The sequence below is a fragment of the Streptococcus sobrinus DSM 20742 = ATCC 33478 genome (assembly GCF_000686605.1).
GTDB lineage: Bacteria > Bacillota > Bacilli > Lactobacillales > Streptococcaceae > Streptococcus > Streptococcus sobrinus.
In genome coordinates this window covers 53995-72365 of sequence record NZ_KK365991.1, presented here as the reverse complement: position 1 = coordinate 72365, position 18371 = coordinate 53995, and the positions used below count along the sequence as shown (strand labels likewise).

Genomic DNA, 18371 nt, shown 5'->3' with positions numbered 1-18371 from the left:
AGTCTTGGCTCCTTTCTGAAGCCAAGGCTTTTCTTTTATTGATTGGCTGGTTCTTCAACCATAGCCAAGGTTTGACGGAAGGAATAATCTGCCGACCTAGTGGACAGGCTGACATTGGCGTATTCGGCAATTATTCTTTCGACATTGGCTAGACCGATACCACGGTTGGTGCCCTTTGATGAGAAGCCATCTTCAAAAATGTGACTGATTGGAACCTGGTCTTCCCTAGTTGAATTTTCAATGACGAAGAACTGTTGATTATCAACCATAAAGTAGGCAACGCTGATAGCTTTTTCCTCAGATTCTTTAGCAGACTCAATAGCATTATCACTTAAAATTCCAATAATGGTTACTAAATCAATAATTTTCATTGGAATTTGCTCAATCTGATCTGGTACTTCAATGGTTACCTGAATCCCTGCTTCCTGGGCCTGTACAATCTTAGCCGATAACATACTCTTAATCGGAGAAACCTGAATGGCCGACAGTTTCCCAATATCACTATTCTTAGAGCGACTGATCTGTTGGGCCTGGTCAGCATTCCCAAGGATTTGCTCATAGGTCGTCTTGATTTTGTCCATATCCTGGCTGGCAATACTCTTAGCTAACCTTTCTAAGGCAAATTGGTAATTACGTTTAAAAGTAGACAATTCATCATAGAGGGCCTCCACTCGGTGGTTATAAGTTTCCAGATTTGCAATGTGGAGCTCCCTGTCATATTCGATATCCTGTTTCAAGGTCCTGCGAACCCAACGGTTAAAGCCAAAGAGGAACCAGCAAAAGACCGTCACTCCAACAAAAACTACCTTATTGCGATTGGCTGTCAGCCAATTAATAGTTGAGTTGTCATGGATATCACTTAGGAGGTAGATGACGTGCAAAATAAGATAGGAAACGATGAGGGCTACCGAGATCTCAACCAAAAAATTCTTAGTCCTTTTATTATTACTTTCGGTAATAGACTTGAAGTTCAAATTGAAAACCGTATGCACCACCCAATACTCAGGAATAACCAAGAGATTAGCTACTAAGAGCTTATAGAGAGGGTATTCGCCTAAGTTTATCTGGTTGGGGTCAGCTCTAAAAACAATATAGTAGGAAAGGCTGAGTAGGAATTCCAGTGCAATTGTCGTGTAAAAGGCATAGAAGACGAGCTTACGCTTGGGCTCAAATTTAAAGAAAATGAAGCCGATAAGTAAGAGATGAACAACATCCACAATCGTCCCTGAAACTAGGTTGACACAAATAATCAGAGCCGAAATTAAAGAGGCGGGAAGCAGCTTTTTCAGAGGAAGACTAAGCTTACTAATCCAAGTATAAACATACCAGCCGGCCCCAAAAAGGGTCCAACCAAAAAGTAAGTAACTGATAAAAATCATGATTCTTCCTCCCTTCTAACATGCAATTCTTGATAGAAGGTCTGATCATGCTCACCTTGAGTAAAGCTGAGCGTGTGATAATAATTGAGCACCTTTTGACTATCTGTTGACAAATCGGCCAGCTTTTTCATATCTTCTGCAGAGTAGGGCGTGAATTCTAAACCATATGATTGCAGCCCTGCTTCTTCAACAATTCTCACATTTAAAACAGCCGATGGGTTCTTTTCAAACCAAGGTTCTATCCGGTCAAACATCTCTGAAAGGATCGTCAGCCCTGCTGAACTTGGAGTTCCACAATCTCTAATTATCTCGGGAATGGATAAAATTAGGCGATAATGTTTCTGTTCAAATTCACCTATCTTGACAAAGAGAAAGGATTTGATTTCAGGTACCATGATATTAATCAGTTTGGCCTGACGGTTCTTGGAGTCTAAATCAGCTATATCTTCCTGATAAATTTCATTGAAGACCTTAGTTACCAAAGCGATATCACCACTATCAATACTTCCCTTGAGACTTAGAAGAATATTGTTATAGTCATGACGGAACGATCGAACCGATTGGTAAAGATCTTCAATTTGTTGGCTATAGGATTCTAGGCTTTCTAGATAATGCTTTTGCTCATTGCGCCTCAAATCCTTGAGGTATTCGCGTGAAAAGTAGTCAATCAGTATCAGAACCTTCATCAAGATTGCTGTGTAAACTACTGATATAATAATAAAGGCGACGGATAGCGGTAGGCCCAAGATACTCTTGACATGCAAGGCATCCAGTATGATTAAGAGATGTTGGAAGAAATAATAACTGGCCATTTCCCCAAAAGTCACCCAGAAATTTCTTCGAGTCTGATTGTCCAGCCAGACACTATTTTTCATAGAAATATAGTCTATCTGGTAAAATTCCCGCAGGAAGCGCTCCAATAGGATGACCGCAATAATAATAATCATTTCCCAAATAAAATTGTGGGTCAAATAATGAAAGGAATTATTGAAGAAAAATGGAAAAAGAATTCTTGCAGTGAAATTCCAGAGAATTGAATAGAGAACCGGTGGGTAGAGGGCAAAGAATACATTTTCTATGAAGGGGGTTTTAGTCATCTTAACAGAAATAACTGCCAGGTAGACCAGCATCCCAACCGTAACTTCCCCGATAAAGGGAGCAAAAAGCATTGAGAGAAGAATATGGCAGCCTATCAAAAGGCTAACCTTATAAAACTTCGGCCTAATACCGGTCATATAGGTGAAAAATGACCACTCTGAAGAACAGATTAGTAGCTTAATCATAAACTGTTGAAAAATAGCTACCGAAAAAAGAGGCAGGGACATGCTAGTCCTTTCAAATTTACTTAGTTTTTCTTAAGTATTTTACCACATTAGCTGAGTCATGAAAACCTCAAAAGCCATCCGATTCTGAAAGTATTGGAGTCTCCTACAAATCTCAGACTCAAAACGCCACAATTTCCAAAATCCTACACCAGAATTTTCATAATGCTAGAACCATTACCAGAAATCGGCAATTAAAAAATCTCTGTAAAAACTTACAAAGATTCAAAGGTCTTAATCCTTAAATTAAGAGTTAACTAGTGAACAATAACATCTCAGAGAATTTCTTCCATGGAAGTGAACTGCTCCTTGAGCCCTTGACGTTTGTAAAATCTCAGGGCACCCTCATTAGCATTCCAAACATGGAGGGTCAGGTTGTAACAACCCAGCTCCTTGGCATAGTCTCGGGCAAAATCAAAAAGTTCCTGGCCGAGACGCTGACCCCGTGCATCTTTAGCCACACAGAGATCGTCAATAAAAAGGGTTTTGTGGGGCTGACTGTTTTTACCCTCGGTGTTTTCGATAATGATAAAGAGATGACCTAGAATCTTCCCCTGTTCATCTTCATAGACAAAAATCGGCTTGCTATCGTCGGGCACAAGAGCCTCTAATTGCTGACGACTGAACTTCTTGCCTGAAGCCCTGAAAAGGTCAGGTCTCGCTTGATGGTGAACCAAGAGAATCTCTTTCAAAAGTTTTTCTAAGGCAGGAATATCTGCCACTTGCGCCCGTCTGATTGTCATCTTGCTACCTCCATTTTAAACGCCCTTAACGGCATAATAATTCCGCTAGGACTGGCAAAGTTAAAGTTGGGGAAGGGCTCTGTCTGGATTGGACTGATTTTGTCGGTCAATTCAGCGATTTTTGCATGCAACATAAGCAACTCTTCGCTTTCAAATAAAAGGCTGGGCTGATTGTTCAAAACTTCTGGTGAAACCTTTTGGATAAACTCCTTGGCGTAAACCATAAAGACAACCGAACTATCTGAGGTTGGTCGCATGCTGAAGCTTTGATAGCCCATTTCTTCCTTTTCTTCTTCAACCTTACAGCCGATGGCCTGCCAAAATTTCTGTTCAGCAGCCACATCATCGACATAGAGCATAACTCCCACTTCTTTATTAATCATTGTCTACCTCTTATTATAGTCTTTTTTCCAATGTTTTGCTCTAATTTCTTAGATTTTTAAAAATTAACAGTCTCTGAGACAAATCCTTCAATATCTGTGTTAATTTGCCAGGTCAAGCCAAACTTATCGACAATAATGCCATAGGCCGGACTCCAAGGTGTCTCTTGCAACTCCAGCTCAATATGGCGAGCGTCCACAGCCAGCTTATCGTAGAGCTGACGAGCTTGGTCAACATCATCTACTTGCAAACAGGCCGAGACATTGTTCCCCACAATATAATAGCCTTCAGGATTATTATCGGAAATCTGCAGACGAATTCCATCAATATCCAGTTGAGCGTTTAAGAGCAAGTTCTTATTTTCCTCAGGGCAATCAGGAATAGCCTGACCGAAGGTCGTCTTCGTTAGGATCTTGGCATCAAAGACCCTTTCATAAAAATCGACAGCTGCTAGGCCGTCTTTATCAGTTACCAAATAAAGTTCAATCGCTTTAATCATTTTATTCCCTATTCTATGTCACTTTAATAACATAGTACTATATAGGAATAATTCGGGCAATCAAACTGTTTACAATTTTTGGGCAGCAAAACTAATACCTTTGAGACAATCCTTCTTATTTTGCTGGTTCCTGTTGATTTATTAGGAGGGTTTGCTATACTAGGCTAAAAGCTTATAGAATTTCGGGCAGGAAAATTGGGAAATAGGTAGCTTAGCTAGGTAAGAAATTAGTTTACTCTCTAATTCTCAACCAATCTTTCATCGCCCTCAATTCATAATAAAGGAGTATCTTATGTCACGAGAGAACTTGTTAGCTAGAAATGGTAAGGTTGGCCTTATCGGTGGAGGTATCGGAATTCTCCTCTCCCTTATCTATCTGGTCTTGATTCACTGGAATCTGCCTGGTGAGCAGGTCTTGGGAATTCTCCTTACCCTGGTCCGTTTTGTTATTATGATCTTTGGTCTTATCGGATTTTTCAAGCTGAGAAATGAAATCAGTCTTGCCAGTCTGGCCCAATTGCTTCTTGCTATTACTTTTTTACTCAGTCCCTATATCAACCTTTTGCCCGATATTCTGGCTCTCCTAAGTGGCTGGCTCTCATTTCGAGAAAGCAAGAAAAACCTGACATAATGTTTTTTGGGGCACCTATTGATCTTATAGGAGCTCAGTGGGGCTTGCTTTTCTGGCTGGTATTTGTTAGGCTAGTAGCATATAATTGGAGGTTATTACTTATGTCAAACGAAAAATCTTTTGTTAAAACAGCTGGCATACTCGCCCTAGTTACTGGTATTATCACCATGCTTCTGCGCTTTGTTAAATGGGGAATGCTTGTTAGCGCAGTTCAAAGTGTGGCTTATCAGAATGGGTATACATACGGAGTTGGTGTGATTGCGGTTGTTTTTGGTTTTATTATTGGACTCATTCGCTTGGCAACATTTATTTATGGTATCCTTGGTATAAGCAAATTTTCAAATGATCCAAGAGTTACTTCAGCAGCCCCAATCCTACTGATTGTAGCTTTTGGTATAAATGTCATTCCATATTTGGGAATTGTTGCTGATATCTTAACAATCGTAGGTGGCGCTCTTTTCTTGGCTTCTATTAAAAAATTAGATCAAGCAGCACCAGCTTTTGATTCCTTTGGAATGCCGGTAAATCAAACGTTCCCGCAAAATCCAGCAAATGGTTTTTCTAACGGACCTGTCCAACAGCCACTACAACAAGATAGTACTTTTTCTAACCCAGTGGATGGTTTTAATGGAAATCCTTCTCCTTGGCAAGAACTTAGTCCGCAGGAGCCGGCAGCCGGTTTCTCAAACGAAACCGTTCAACAGCCATCGCCACAGGATAACTCTCTTGCTAATTCTGCTGCCAACCAGGCGCAAGCTGAACCAACATTCAGTCCGCAATCAGAAACAAGTGAGTCCGATGCGAACAATCACTAAAATTTTTTAAGTAACTCAGTCAATTGGCTGGGGTCTTTTTATACTTAGCTAAACTAAGAACCAAGCGATTTTAAACTGGACCTTATTTGACAACTTCTATCGAGCAGAGTCCCGAATGGTTTGGTCAAGACAGTTTAAGGAGAGTATTGTAGCAAAGCCTTGACCCGTTTTGATGCTAGTCAAGCTAATATCTACAATGTTTATGAAATTCAGGTTTAGCTATTTGAAAAATAGTATTCCAGTCGAGCAATATCAGCTTGACCTCAATACTTAGAACGGTCTCTCTGCTACAAAAGATGGGAAAAGCAAGCAAATGCTTTATTAAGATACCTTTACAAGTTAAGATTATTTTAATAAAGTATTGCGGATATTGTTTAAATTTGCTAAACTAGTGGAGTATCAAAACAAAAGGAGTTTTATTATGAATAACGATACCAACACTGCTGGCTTGAAAAAGTTAGCTTTTACTAACGGCTTGATTGGGATTATCGGACCAATTCTTTCCTTTTTTATTCGGATTATCGGCTTAGCTATGGTCAGTTCCAAACTAGCAAAGACAGGCCATACCCTAACACAACAAGAAATCTTTTCAGCTCAACTGCCTGTTTATTTGATTTCTGCCATCCCAGGTCTGATTGTATTAATTTTAGGGATTGTTGCTTTAGTTAAATTCAGAAAGGCCGAAAACAATACTGTTTCTCTTGCAGCACATATACTACTTATTGTGGGCGGAGCCTTAAGTATAGTCTTTGGTATATTTGGTGAAATTCCAGAGTTTATAGGTGGTGTCCTTTACCTCACTTCACTTAAGAAGTTCGACCAACCTCAATTTCCTAACCAAAACATCCAACAATAATTAAGAAGATTGTCTTGCTCAGCAGGGCGATTTTTTCTTACAACTTAAAAGCCCCAGCTAGAAAAAGACTTGCTGAGGCTTTTGCCCTTTAAAATTTATCCACAACCTGCTTGAGCAACTTGAAGGACTGGTGTTGGATGGTCTGTCATAGACAGAGGAGTTGACAATAAGTCCGCCAAATTGGACCCTATTTTGCAGGGCTTTGATTTGCCCTTTGACCGCTGGATTGGCTACCAAAAAGACTTGAGACCTCTGCTTGACGATTGTCCTTTCTCGATGGATTATCTCATCCAACTTAAAGGCTACCAGCCCAAAATGGGGCACCTTCGTAAACGTTCTGACCATAATCATGACAGTCCAAATCATTAAAATTCAAAATTATAGCTGAGGAGATTTTATTTTGCGTCCGATTGTATGGAAGAGGTGGTGCCAATTTCCCCTTCCCCTGAAGGCATTCAACCACGACAAAACTTCAGGACTGCATATCCACCAAGGGGGACCGCCTCATCAATCATCTGTAAAATTTCCTCCTGAGGAATTTTTACAGTCTCATCAAATATTCAAATTGACTTCCGTTCTAAACAATGCACTAAAATTATTACTGCTCCTGTTATTCTTTTCTTTCCTCAAAAATTTTCAACCAATCCGCATATCCCTGCTCTGCCATTTGCTCATAGGGAATGAATTTGAGGGCAGCCGAATTGATACAGTAACGTAAGCCATCCTTGTCAGCCGGACCATCGTTGAAAACGTGCCCCAGATGGGAATTAGCCTGGCGACTTCGCACTTCGATCCGTCGCATGCCAAAAGACTTGTCCTCGTGATTTGTCACCATGCGGTTTTCAATCGGCTTGGTGAAGGCAGGCCAGCCACAGCCTGAATTGTACTTGTCCTGCGATGAAAAGAGGACTTGGCCACTGACAACATCAACATAGATGCCTTTTTCAAAAAAGTCGTCATAGATACCGGTAAAGGCCCGCTCAGTTGTTGCATTTTGGGTAACCTCAAAGGCTAAATCACCAATACGGTCACGCAGATTTTCCTCTGTCATAAGGCCTCCTATAGTTTTGCCATACCAGCATCAATGGGTTCAGTACCCGACAGCATTTGAATGGCCTTGTATTTAGTATTTGGATACTGGACTAGCTTTTCCAAAACTTCCGCCACATCGGAAATAGGATTGCGACCAACCTTCTCAGGAGCAAAGTCCACCAGACCGGTTCCGGCCTCTTCTGCTAAACCTCCCGGCTGGACAATCGTATAGTCAAGCTTAGTCTGGTTTATCAAGTGATTGTCGGCAAAGAACTTGGCGATATTGTAGTTGGTCAGTTGATTCAGGCCTGGCTGATTCCACTTCTCTGGCTGGGTCGCAAAGAGAGAGCTGAGAAGGATGTAACGTTTGACACCAACCTGTTCAGCTGCCTGCATGGACTTGACCGCTCCGAAGGCATTGGTCTGTAAAAGATCCTTTCCACGAGAACCAGCTAGGAAATAGACCGCATCCATACCTTTCAGTTTTTCATCTAAGTCCTCTACTGCATCCTGCAAATTAAAGGGCACCGGCTTAACCTGCTGACTCTTCTGGACCTTGGCTAGATCTCTGACACCTGCATAGACAGTATGACCGGCTGTTACCAAACGCTTGGTTAATTCCTGAGCCACCCGACCGTTAGCTCCAATAATAAAGATATTCATGGCATCTCCTTCTTTCATTCTTATTCTTTGGGTAAACCTATTTTATCCCTTTTCCCGACCATCTGTCCAAAAATTGCTACGGGAGAGGTAAGGTGAAGTTACGGAACCAGTCTAGCATGCCATTATTCAGTCTGAACATTTTTCTTATAAGCGTCCACATAGAGATCGGCAGCGTTTCCGCAATTAACTAGACCGCAATAGCTGTTGGGCCCTTTCCATGATCAACTCGGGACCAGCATCGTCGTTGGGCCCCTTCCCATAATCAACTCGAGACCAGCATCGCTGTTAGCACCGTTTCCATAATCATCTCGAGTCCATCATCGCTGTTGGCACCATTTTCACAATCATCTCGAGTCCATCATCGCTGTTGGCACCATTTTCACAATCATCTCGAGTCCAGCAAAAAACTGATTCACGGCCGTGAATCAGTTTAGCTTAGTCTTCTACTAATTGGATATCAGCTCCTAGGGCGGTCAATTTCTCAATGATATTGGCATAGCCACGGAGGATAAATTCGATGTTGGTAATTTCAGTCCGTCCCTCAGCCATAAGTCCAGCTGTTACCAAGGCTGCACCAGCACGCAGGTCTGTTGCCTTGACAGCGGCACCTGTCAGTTGGCTAGGACCATTGTAGACGATTTTTCCACCAAGGACAGAAATGTCAGCACCCATCCGAGCTAATTCAGGCACATGATTAACCCGTTTTTCATAGATGGTATCAAGGATGGTTCCTCGACCATGGGCCGTCAGCAAGAGGGGCGTGAGGGGTTGTTGCAGGTCAGTCGCAAAGCCAGGGTAAGGTGAAGTCCGAACAGAGATAGCCTTGAGGTTCTCCTGCTTTTCAACGAAGATAGCATCCTCATCAACCGTCATCCGCACGCCCATCTCTTCCAACTTGGAAATGAAACTGTCTAAATGCTCATAGAGAACGTTGGTAATGCGGACACCATGGCCGATAGCCGCCGCCATGGCAATGTAGGTCCCAGCTTCAATCCGGTCAGGAATGACTTGGTGGCGGGTTCCGCCTAGTCGCTCAACTCCATCAATAGTAATGATGTTGGTACCAGCCCCACGGACATGGGCCCCCATATTATTGAGCAGGGTTGCCACATCAATAATTTCAGGCTCCCGAGCGGCATTCTCAATCACGGTCCGACCTTGCGCCTTGACCGCTGCTAGCATGGTATTAATGGTCGCACCAACGCTGACCGTATCCATGTAGATATGGGCCCCTTGCATGGTCTGACCATTGGTCGCCAACCGCATAGCTTCCGCTTCATAAGAGATACTTGCTCCCATAGCTTCAAAGGCCTTAAGGTGGAGGTCAATGGGACGTGGACCCAAATCACAGCCACCAGGAAGACCAACCACGGCCTGACCAAAACGCCCTAAGAGACTCCCATAGAAATAATAGGAAGCACGCAGGCTATTGATTTTACCAAAAGGCATGGGCATATCCCTAACACCACGTGGATCAATTTCCAGCGTTTCGCCATCACGCTTGACCTTAGCCCCCATGATTTCCATGATTTCTACCAGACTATCCACATCGCTGATGGCAGGTACACCATCCAAAATCACGATACCGTCTGCTAGAATAATGGCGGGAATCAGGGCAACGACAGAGTTCTTCGCACCCGATACAGCCACTTCACCTGAAAGTGGTTTGCCACCATTGATAATAATTTTTCGCATACCTTAATTTCTTTCTATCACTAAATTGAACCTTTTTATTATAGCAGAGATTAAGGATTTTGACAATCAAGTAAAAATTTTCAGATGAATCTTAAGATGTTCCGTTTTCTATTCGAAACTCATCAAAAAAACTACACCCCAGTAGGAATGTAGTTGCTTGTTTATTTGACAGCTGCTTTGAGGGCATCCACCTTATCTAATTTTTCCCATGGCAGATTGATGTCGGTCCGGCCCATGTGGCCATAGGCAGCGGTTTGCCGATAGATTGGCCGTTTGAGGTCCAACATCTTGATAATGCCCGCTGGTCGCAAGTCAAAGTTGTCCCGAACAGCTGCTTCTAGCTTACTTTCAGAAACCTTGCTGGTTCCAAAGGTATCCACCCGAACAGAAACCGGATGGGCCACCCCGATAGCATAGGCCAGCTGAACTTCTGCCTTGTCGGCCAAGCCAGCAGCGACAATATTTTTGGCAATATAGCGAGCGGCGTATGAAGCCGAGCGGTCAACCTTAGTCGCGTCCTTACCAGAGAAGGCACCACCACCGTGACGGGCATAACCACCGTAGGTATCCACGATAATCTTGCGACCGGTCAGACCAGAGTCCCCTTGAGGGCCCCCAATAACGAAGCGACCAGTAGGATTGATATAGAACTTGGTCTTGTCATCCAAGTATTGGGCTGGAATAACAGCCTTGATGACTTGTTCAATGACATCCTTGCGGATTTGTTCTTGCGAAACATCAGGGTCGTGTTGGGTTGAAATGACCACCGTATCCACCCGGACAGGCTTGTCATTTTCATCGTACTCAACCGTCACCTGAGATTTAGCATCAGGTCGCAGATAGCTGATAGCGTCTGACTTGCGGAGCTCAGCCAATTTATGAACCAGCTTGTGCGACAAGGAAATTGGCAAGGGCATGAGTTCAGGTGTTTCATTGGCCGCAAAACCAAACATAAGGCCTTGGTCACCGGCCCCCATCAGACTGAGCTCATCATCTTGACCTTCACGCGCTTCCAGGGCATTATTAACCCCCTGAGCAATATCTGGCGACTGCTCAATCAAGGATGGGTGAACCCCAACCGAATCGGCAGCGAAACCGTAATTAGCATCAGTGTAGCCAATATCAGCAATGGTATCGCGGACCACACGATTGATATCGACATAAGCGGTCGTGGAGATTTCCCCAAAAACATGGACAGATCCCGTATAAACGGCTGTTTCAGCCGCGACATGGGCATCTGGATCCTGCTCCAAAATCGCATCTAAAATCGCATCCGAAATCTGATCGGCAATCTTATCGGGATGCCCTTCTGAAACCGACTCAGACGTGAAAAGTTTACGTTCTGACATAAAAAATGTCCCCCCCCCTTAAAAATTAAAATCTACCGACTAGACCCACTCTAGAACACAAAACTGACCAAGCAATAAAATTGGTCGCAAATGACGAGACGCTGTCGCATCCGACATTTGTGCTGAGTTACGACCTTATCTATTGAACTTCGATATTAAGCGAAATAGATAAGCAGCAAGTCGGCTAGCCAAGGTCCCATTGGACTTGGCGTCCAAGGAAGATCGAGCACTTAGGCCCACCTTGGCTTGGTGTCAAGTTACGGCTCTCTTGAAGAGCTTTGATATTAAGCAGTTCAAAAAACCAGTAAGCTGACTAGCCAATCACTTGATAGCGACTGGCGCTAAATGACGAGACACTTTAGTGTCTGACATTTGTGTAGAGTTACAAAGAACCGGTTTCTCAGTTTAAAACTGAGTTTGACAAGACTAAAGGCTTCAGTGACAAGGCGATGAAGTCGCAGACAGTACTTTGGTACGACCAGACGAATCAACGCAGTCAATGAAGAATTTAGACAGTCAAACCGCCTTTTCGGGACTCATTAACCTCACTATTGTAGCACAAAAAGAGGGAAGTTCCCATTATTTGTAGAGATTGGATAAGGAAACCGCTATAAAGATATTTAATCACAGAAGATAAATGAAGCTTATACTTAAAGGTAGGCATTTAAACTTTTAAAAGAATTGACTTGTCACTTCTATGCTCTCATGCTAAACCAATCGAAACAAAGGAAAATCTGTCACATACAAGTCGTGTATAGCTTTGGACATAGGCAGCCAGAAACGAACGAAAAGTCCGACTTCATCTCATATAATGACACTTTCAAAGATATGGAGGTTATAAAATGGAAAAATCGGCTAATAAATACAAGCAATTTAATCAGAAACAATCAGGTAATGATTCCACACACAGGGTCTTTAACTTTGATAAAAAGCTAGAGAATGCTATGACCAAATATGACGAACTTTTGAGAGTTCTGTCCAAAAACTAAAAACACCGCAAAGCGTTAGCTCTGCGGTATTTATGTATTCTATTCCTCATCCAATAGCCAAGCCCTATCTTGAGGATTGTCGATAGCAAAATCGACTGCTTTTTCTTCTGAAAAGTTGTCTAGATAAGATTTGGCTTCTTGGACTTGGTCGCTGAAATGGTTTTTCCTATTCTGATTCTTACTCATCATCAGGCTCTCCTATAGCTTCAAGTCTTTCAGGAAGTCATCCAGTTCTTTTTGACTTTGGGAGTTGGTGCCCTTGAGTTGGCCCAGCATGGCCATGAGCTCGGTTGACTTCTCTTCAATGGCTCGGTTGGTCGCTTTGATATTGGCCGCAATCTCAGTCAGGGGTGCCACTTCTTCTTCCTCGAAGGTATCAACATAACGGGGAATATTGAGGTTGAAGTCATTTTCGGCAATCTCTGCAAAGCTTGCCAGATGGGCAAACTTGTCCATGTCCTGGCGCTTGCTGTAGGCTTCCAGAATCTTCTCAATATGGCTGTCTTCCATGATGTTTTGATTCTTGCCCTTGGTGAATTCCTTGGAGGCATCAATGAAATACACATCACGATTTTGCCGGTCTTTCTTGAGAATAATGACCGTCGTCGGAATCGAGGTATTAAAGAAAATATTGGCTGGCAGGCCGATTACGGTATCAATAGCCCCTTCTTCCAAGAGGTGCTTGCGAATAGTACCTTCGGCATTGCCCCGGAAAAGCACACCGTGAGGCAGGACGATAGCCATAACCCCACCGTCCTGCTTGAGGTGAAAATAACCGTGCAAGAGGAAGGCCAAATCTGCCTTGGACTTAGGCGCCAGTTTGCCAAAAGGTGAGAAACGAGGGTCCTGAAGGAAACCAGCATCCGCTGACCACTTAGCCGAGTAAGGCGGATTCATGAGAACTGCATCGAAATTGGTCGGCTCCTGGGTCGGCCAATCCTCATCCAGAGTATCGGCATTGTGGAGCTTCTGATTTTCGATGGGAACCCCGTGCAGAATCATATTCATCCGAGCCAGGTTGAAGGTCGAGGTGTTGAGCTCCTGACCAAAATAGGCCACCGAATTGGGCTTATGGCTATATTTCTTGGCATTAAGGAGGAGAGAGCCTGACCCCATGGTCGGGTCATAGAGACTAAAGCCCTGCTTGTCCTCCCGCCCCATGAGGGCAATCTGAGTCATGAGCTTGGCCACAGGTTGGGGCGTGTAGAACTCACCAGCCTTCTTACCCGAATCGGTCGCGAACTGTCCAATCAGGTACTCATAGGCATCCCCTAGCATATCACCAGCGTGACCAGCCACATCCAGCACCGCCAGCTCCTTCATGACATTAGCGATGGTCTGGTTCTGCTTCTGGGGTGTCGCCCCTAGCTTTTTGGAATAGAGGTCAATGTCCTCGAAAAGATTTTCAAAAAGCTCATCATCCTGCTCGATATTGCGGAAACCTTGGGCTAAGTGCTCCAGCTGAAAGGTCCCGGCATTAATCTCCTGCACCAGAGCCGTAAAGGTCAAATCCGGCTCAATGGCATAGGACATCTCATCCTTGGTAACCTCAATCAAATCGGCATGGGTCTCCTCATCCGCATAGTAGCTTCGATAGAGCTCCAGAGCCTGATCCAAATCCTGGGTCTCCTGCTCCATGGTCTTAGCCACGAAAAAGAGCATCTTGTCCGACAGGTACTTGTAGAAAACCATGCCCAAAAGGTAGGACTTGTAATCATTGGCATCCATCTTGGAGCGCAGAATATCCGCTGAGTTCCAGAGCGCCTGATAAAGCGACTGCGACGTTTGTATTTCTGACATAAGTGTTTGTTATCCTTCTTCTTTGTTTTTAGGGGAATGGCAGAGCTGATAAGCTAGTTTAGCCAGAGCTCATAAAAGAGTAGTAAAATTCAGCCCAGATATCCGTCCCCAGTATGGTAAAATGTACTTAGATAAAATCTCGAGCGACCAAATAAGTCTAGGGGGTAGTCCATGAAAAGCATTAAAATCCAGCAAGTGGGAGATAACCTCGTCCTAGTCCTGCCAGAAGACTTAGGCATCCAGACAGGACAAGAATTTGACCTCCAAGTCAAAGCAAACGGTGTCATTAGACTAATCCCTCTCCCAAGCAATCCTTTTCAGGGGGACGATGACTTAAGAATGACTGACGACTTCGAGGACATCAGGCTCCTAGACCAAGAAATCCAGTAATCTCAACCCTTCCCAGAGAATCCGCTCACCCATTTGAGCGGATTTTTGAGCGGATTATGAGCGGATTTTTATATTATTTTAAGCTGTATTGTCTGTCTCGTGTAGAACCTGACATGGCTAAGAGGTCTTTTTCGACAAAGCTTGTCAGATAGCGACGAACACTGGCATGACAATTTATTACTCATTTGTCTGGTCCATAAACCTTAATTTATCAGAGTCAAATTTATTAATTTTTACAGTGAAATTATTTTTCTCTAATGAACCTATTTTTTCCTAATATGGGATAAAATAAGCGGTCCATCACTATTCTGGTCTGGATTGAATTGAAAAATATTGAATTCGATTTCTTTCAAAAAATCTCGGTCAAGCCAATATCTAATAAAATTATCATCATTAAAAATATTAACAGCTTTCCAGAATTTTCCCCTAGATCTTTCCAAGAAGTTCCATAATATTTAAAATAGCTTAAATTGATATGTTTTAAAATCTGATCTTGATAGCTCAGGAAAGTCTATATTAATGCGCTCAAAAGCAATATTATCGCGGTAGTAACAATAATTTACTAAAATAAATAATAAGATGCTATAATCATTGATTTTAAATTCTTCGAGTTTTGTTTTCCAAAAAATATATAATAACTCCTCAAAGTCAACTTCCACATCATTCTCCCTGATGTACTTTTCGGTTACTCTCCTAAGTATAAAATCCACAGAATAACTCACATTACCGGTCTTCGCAGGCTCTCCCAACGCAATTTTGAGAAGCATTGTTTTCGTAGTTTCAGGAAAGTTATCATATTTATCTTGAAGGTAAATATAAAAGTCACTAATAATTTCAGAATCTGCAATGTAAGGACTGAGAGCTTTTTCATTATCAAAGATATTTTTTAGTTCTTCGTTTGTCAAATTACTCGGTGACTCATAAACATAGTAATCTTTCTTATTCGTTAAGAAGTCTCTTGGGAGTTGGTGTATTTCTGTTCTCAGGATTGTTTTGAGAATTTTTGGGATTATATCATCTCCAAGTTCTTCATCTGGTAATAGTAACACGATTTCGTCGTTAAAAAGTTTTGTATACCCGCCTGGATAAAATAAATAAATGTATATTACTACGAGTATTTGTTCTACCTGTACACGACCATATTTATTCTATCAATAAATTCCTTGGTAACATAATCATTAAAATGAACTCTATCTCTTAAATTCCGTCTCTCTATTATAAAAAGTTGTTTAAATTCCTTACTTAAAGCAATATCATATTTTCTTTCAAACTCTTTGAAATATCCATTCCAAATATTTGACGGGTGAAGTCCAAATGGTAAATCAATCCTTCTATCGATAACTTTTGAAAGAAAATTGTCTGGTGCATTATCGTAAACTTTTTCAATATCTCCAACAAAAACTATTGGAAGTTTTCCATTTAATAATGCAAATAATTTGTACGATTCCTTTTGCTGTCCTTCGGTTAATCTATCAAAGTCGTCAATGATTAGGAGCTTATTTTTTATTTCAAGCCTTTCAAATTGACTAGCATAAAAAATATCAGATTTGGGTTTAAAAAATTGATAGATGGCAGCTCCTAATGCAATAACCCCGAATAAAAGGGTTATGAAGTTTGCCCATGCTCCAAATCTTTCATTAATAAAACTTTGTAATCCAAAATTAAATTGGGTCGTAAATAGCAAAGCTATGGCAACTATGGCAACAAGTAATCCCTTATATGACCTGTATAATTGTGGGTGTATCTTTGAAAAACCGACTTCAATAATCGATCTATTATCAGATAATCGCCATAAATCTAATACTACAAAGTCCATATTACTATAACTTTTAACCTCGTTTAGAAAGGTACTCTTTCCTGAACCCCAAGCTCCATTCAGAAAATAGGTTTTATTTTCTTCAAAAAGTTTAGCAACATTTTTAGCTGCTTCCCTTGTATCAATATGGTTTAATTCAATAAATCTTGTATCTTTGTTTTTTTCCAATAGTTTTATAAAGCTCCTCTAATAATATTAGACAAACATGTCCTGTAAAAGTTTCTTCTTCAAAGTTTTAAGTTCTTCGATTTTAGATTGGATTGATGATGTTAAATTGTCTAGGTTGGAGAAGAAAGTACCCAGAACACGTTGTTCATCAAGACTAGGAAATTGTATATAATAATTTCCTAATTGTGGAGCTGTTAACTGAGGAACTCCCGTCGATTCATTATATATCCTGATAGAATTTATCATATTTTCTAAAAAATCAACATCAAAATCGTTTGATTGCAAACTCAATAATCGAACAATTGGAGTAAAACTAGTATGACGTGCGATAGCATGGCCAACGTCTCCTCTACCTGTGACAGTAACCGCAGGAGCTTTTACTTTATAATCGTCGTAATATCCAACAATACCTTTGTTGGTCAAGGCATTTGCAACAACAGGATACTTGTCGATAGTTTTAATTCTTGATTTATCTATATCGCCCCCTGCACTAATGTTCATCCTATTTTTCAGTTTATCTGTTTTCCACTCGCCATCAAATCCAGCTAAGCGGATTTCAGGGACTGTTTGACCATGCTTGGGAAACATTTTAGAAAGCATGGTAGATTTGAAAGATTTTAACTCTTCAAGCTTACGCTGATGAAGAGCAATGAGATTATCGAAGTTTTGGAAGAAGGAGCCGATTTGGGTTTGTTCGTCAAAATAATTTGGGGACTTAACAACCGTACCAGAAATATTATTTTTACTAACCGAGAGGACCTTAATACCTTGCATTAACGGAAGTATATTCTTCCGATAACTCGGTGAGTTCAAATAATAACCTAGATATCCTGGTGCAAATTTAGTTTTTGGTCGCCCTACAATTGTATGAAGTCCCGAGACTGCGTAATTACTATCAATACCGCTTATTTCAATAGCTTTTCCGGTAGTTTCATCTTCCGCAGTATCAGCGATTATTATGTCTCCATTTTCCAGAAGTTGTCTTTTGTAATCATCGAAATTAGCATCAGTTATCCACGGAACTTTGCTCGAATTAACATCTACAACAGAAGTAAATTTGACTAAAATATCACCATAGTGAATATTTTTTATTATCCCACTATCGTAATTTAGATTTGCACGAGACAAAGTGTTATTGGGAACATTGAAATCAACCACTTCCCCCAACTTCCGCTGTTCCCAAGCGTCAGTATAATTTTTAAACCTTATATTTGGAATTTTTTGCTTTGTCATTACTACTCCACTTCTATTTATTCACTAATCGCCAGTCATCATCAATCTTGTTATTGCTAATCGCCCAAGGGGTGATTATATCAAAAATTTTATACTCGTGATACCTATCTTTTGTATCAAAATAAGATAATCTCACTTCATCGAAATCACTATTCAGTTCATTTTTTCCAACGACAAAGTATAGATTGAAACGTTTAATTTCATTACCCTGAATCAAAAAAGAATAAGACTCTTCATTACCAAAAATAAATTTTTCTTCATCATTTGAAGTAGAGGTTATCTGAATGGTTTGTCCAACCTTTTTATGGTCCAAGTAGAGAGTCAAATTCAAATTTCTCACGACTTGCTTTACGGACTTCGTATTATGAATCTCTAACCACAAGGGAACTTGAAATAGTATGTCAGAAATCCCTTGAAAAAATCCCCAAGGTTTCTGATTGGAACGATTATAGACGGATTTAATATATAGTTTCACTTTTCCCTTATGCGACAGAAAACTATTAAACAGGGTTTGTGCAAACATACCAATTAGGGTTGAAATAAGGGATATAGCAGCACCCACTAATAATAACTGGTACTGAGGATTTTCAAAAAATGATTTCATTAAAAT

The 18371-nt window shown here is 41.3% G+C and carries 21 protein-coding genes; 6 read left to right on the top strand and 15 right to left on the bottom strand.

Going from position 1 to position 18371, the window contains the following annotated elements:
• Positions 1 to 35: 35 nt before the first annotated feature.
• The 5 genes from BS63_RS0110635 to BS63_RS0110615 all read right to left on the bottom strand — a co-directional run bounded on the left by BS63_RS0110635 (position 36) and on the right by BS63_RS0110615 (position 4324).
• Positions 36 to 1379, bottom strand: coding sequence for a sensor histidine kinase (locus tag BS63_RS0110635; RefSeq protein ID WP_028798580.1), 1344 nt, complete (start codon positions 1377 to 1379; stop codon positions 36 to 38).
• On the bottom strand, positions 1376 to 2704 hold the full coding sequence (locus tag BS63_RS0110630) for a sensor histidine kinase (RefSeq protein ID WP_002962229.1): 1329 nt from the start codon (positions 2702 to 2704) through the stop codon (positions 1376 to 1378). Before BS63_RS0110630 ends, BS63_RS0110635 begins: the two co-directional genes overlap by 4 nt.
• 272 nt (positions 2705 to 2976) lie before the next feature.
• A complete protein-coding gene (locus BS63_RS0110625) occupies positions 2977 to 3444 on the bottom strand; it encodes a GNAT family N-acetyltransferase (RefSeq protein WP_002962228.1) in 468 nt (155 codons plus the stop codon).
• The gene (locus BS63_RS0110620) at positions 3441 to 3827 is read right to left on the bottom strand and encodes a VOC family protein (RefSeq protein WP_002962227.1); all 387 of its coding nucleotides are present in this window, start codon (positions 3825 to 3827) and stop codon (positions 3441 to 3443) included. Before BS63_RS0110620 ends, BS63_RS0110625 begins: the two co-directional genes overlap by 4 nt.
• 56 nt (positions 3828 to 3883) lie before the next feature.
• Complete coding sequence (locus BS63_RS0110615) at positions 3884 to 4324, bottom strand: VOC family protein (RefSeq protein WP_002962226.1); 441 nt, start codon at positions 4322 to 4324, stop codon at positions 3884 to 3886.
• 292 nt (positions 4325 to 4616) lie between these two features.
• On the opposite strand from BS63_RS0110615, the gene BS63_RS0110610 reads away from it, so the two are divergent.
• The 4 genes from BS63_RS0110610 (at position 4617) to BS63_RS0110595 (ending at position 6995) form a co-directional block, all read left to right on the top strand.
• Positions 4617 to 4955 carry a hypothetical protein gene (locus BS63_RS0110610; protein ID WP_002962224.1) on the top strand — a complete coding sequence of 113 codons (339 nt, stop codon included), beginning with the start codon at positions 4617 to 4619 and terminating at the stop codon, positions 4953 to 4955.
• The gene (locus tag BS63_RS0110605) at positions 4955 to 5770 is read left to right on the top strand and encodes a hypothetical protein (protein ID WP_002962222.1); all 816 of its coding nucleotides are present in this window, start codon (positions 4955 to 4957) and stop codon (positions 5768 to 5770) included. The genes BS63_RS0110610 and BS63_RS0110605 overlap by 1 nt, the downstream gene beginning before the upstream one ends.
• A 421-nt stretch (positions 5771 to 6191) precedes the next feature.
• Positions 6192 to 6626, top strand: a complete 435-nt coding sequence (locus BS63_RS0110600) for a hypothetical protein (protein ID WP_002962220.1) — start codon at positions 6192 to 6194, stop codon at positions 6624 to 6626.
• Positions 6627 to 6806: 180 nt separating this feature from the next.
• On the top strand, positions 6807 to 6995 hold the full coding sequence (locus tag BS63_RS0110595) for a hypothetical protein (protein ID WP_002962218.1): 189 nt from the start codon (positions 6807 to 6809) through the stop codon (positions 6993 to 6995).
• A gap of 241 nt (positions 6996 to 7236) precedes the next feature.
• Here the strand turns inward: BS63_RS0110595 and msrB are convergent, their stop codons facing one another.
• The 4 genes from msrB to metK form a co-directional block, all read right to left on the bottom strand.
• Positions 7237 to 7677, bottom strand: a complete 441-nt coding sequence (gene msrB / locus BS63_RS0110590; protein WP_002962217.1) for a peptide-methionine (R)-S-oxide reductase MsrB — start codon at positions 7675 to 7677, stop codon at positions 7237 to 7239.
• A gap of 8 nt (positions 7678 to 7685) precedes the next feature.
• On the bottom strand, positions 7686 to 8321 hold the full coding sequence (locus BS63_RS0110585) for an SDR family oxidoreductase (protein ID WP_002962215.1): 636 nt from the start codon (positions 8319 to 8321) through the stop codon (positions 7686 to 7688).
• 435 nt (positions 8322 to 8756) lie between these two features.
• Positions 8757 to 10016 carry a UDP-N-acetylglucosamine 1-carboxyvinyltransferase gene (murA, locus tag BS63_RS0110580; RefSeq protein WP_002961982.1) on the bottom strand — a complete coding sequence of 420 codons (1260 nt, stop codon included), beginning with the start codon at positions 10014 to 10016 and terminating at the stop codon, positions 8757 to 8759.
• A 161-nt stretch (positions 10017 to 10177) separates the two neighbouring features.
• Positions 10178 to 11365 (bottom strand): methionine adenosyltransferase, encoded by a 1188-nt coding sequence (gene metK / locus BS63_RS0110575; protein WP_002961984.1) that lies wholly within the window; start codon positions 11363 to 11365, stop codon positions 10178 to 10180.
• Between the two features lie 842 nt (positions 11366 to 12207).
• Here metK and BS63_RS1000000112180 point away from each other — a divergent pair.
• Positions 12208 to 12354: a hypothetical protein gene (locus tag BS63_RS1000000112180; RefSeq protein ID WP_019771395.1), complete on the top strand. Its 147-nt coding sequence runs from the start codon at positions 12208 to 12210 to the stop codon at positions 12352 to 12354.
• A 39-nt stretch (positions 12355 to 12393) separates the two neighbouring features.
• Here the strand turns inward: BS63_RS1000000112180 and BS63_RS1000000112175 are convergent, their stop codons facing one another.
• Together BS63_RS1000000112175 and BS63_RS0110560 are read right to left on the bottom strand one after the other, a co-directional pair.
• Positions 12394 to 12543: a hypothetical protein gene (locus BS63_RS1000000112175; RefSeq protein ID WP_019782296.1), complete on the bottom strand. Its 150-nt coding sequence runs from the start codon at positions 12541 to 12543 to the stop codon at positions 12394 to 12396.
• A gap of 9 nt (positions 12544 to 12552) precedes the next feature.
• Complete coding sequence (locus BS63_RS0110560) at positions 12553 to 14154, bottom strand: type I restriction-modification system subunit M (RefSeq protein ID WP_021673239.1); 1602 nt, start codon at positions 14152 to 14154, stop codon at positions 12553 to 12555.
• 171 nt (positions 14155 to 14325) lie between these two features.
• Here BS63_RS0110560 and BS63_RS0110555 point away from each other — a divergent pair, with 171 nt between their 5' ends.
• Positions 14326 to 14544: a hypothetical protein gene (locus BS63_RS0110555; protein WP_019785095.1), complete on the top strand. Its 219-nt coding sequence runs from the start codon at positions 14326 to 14328 to the stop codon at positions 14542 to 14544.
• Positions 14545 to 14999: 455 nt separating this feature from the next.
• Here the strand turns inward: BS63_RS0110555 and BS63_RS1000000111540 are convergent, their stop codons facing one another.
• The 4 genes from BS63_RS1000000111540 to BS63_RS0110540 all read right to left on the bottom strand — a co-directional run bounded on the left by BS63_RS1000000111540 (position 15000) and on the right by BS63_RS0110540 (position 18365).
• The gene (locus tag BS63_RS1000000111540) at positions 15000 to 15593 is read right to left on the bottom strand and encodes a hypothetical protein (protein ID WP_050585019.1); all 594 of its coding nucleotides are present in this window, start codon (positions 15591 to 15593) and stop codon (positions 15000 to 15002) included.
• A gap of 74 nt (positions 15594 to 15667) precedes the next feature.
• Positions 15668 to 16528 (bottom strand): P-loop NTPase fold protein, encoded by an 861-nt coding sequence (locus tag BS63_RS1000000111535; protein ID WP_050585018.1) that lies wholly within the window; start codon positions 16526 to 16528, stop codon positions 15668 to 15670.
• A gap of 27 nt (positions 16529 to 16555) precedes the next feature.
• A complete protein-coding gene (locus tag BS63_RS0110545; protein WP_002961989.1) occupies positions 16556 to 17761 on the bottom strand; it encodes a restriction endonuclease subunit S in 1206 nt (401 codons plus the stop codon).
• A 13-nt stretch (positions 17762 to 17774) separates the two neighbouring features.
• Positions 17775 to 18365, bottom strand: a complete 591-nt coding sequence (locus tag BS63_RS0110540) for a hypothetical protein (RefSeq protein WP_002961990.1) — start codon at positions 18363 to 18365, stop codon at positions 17775 to 17777.
• Positions 18366 to 18371: the final 6 nt, after the last annotated feature.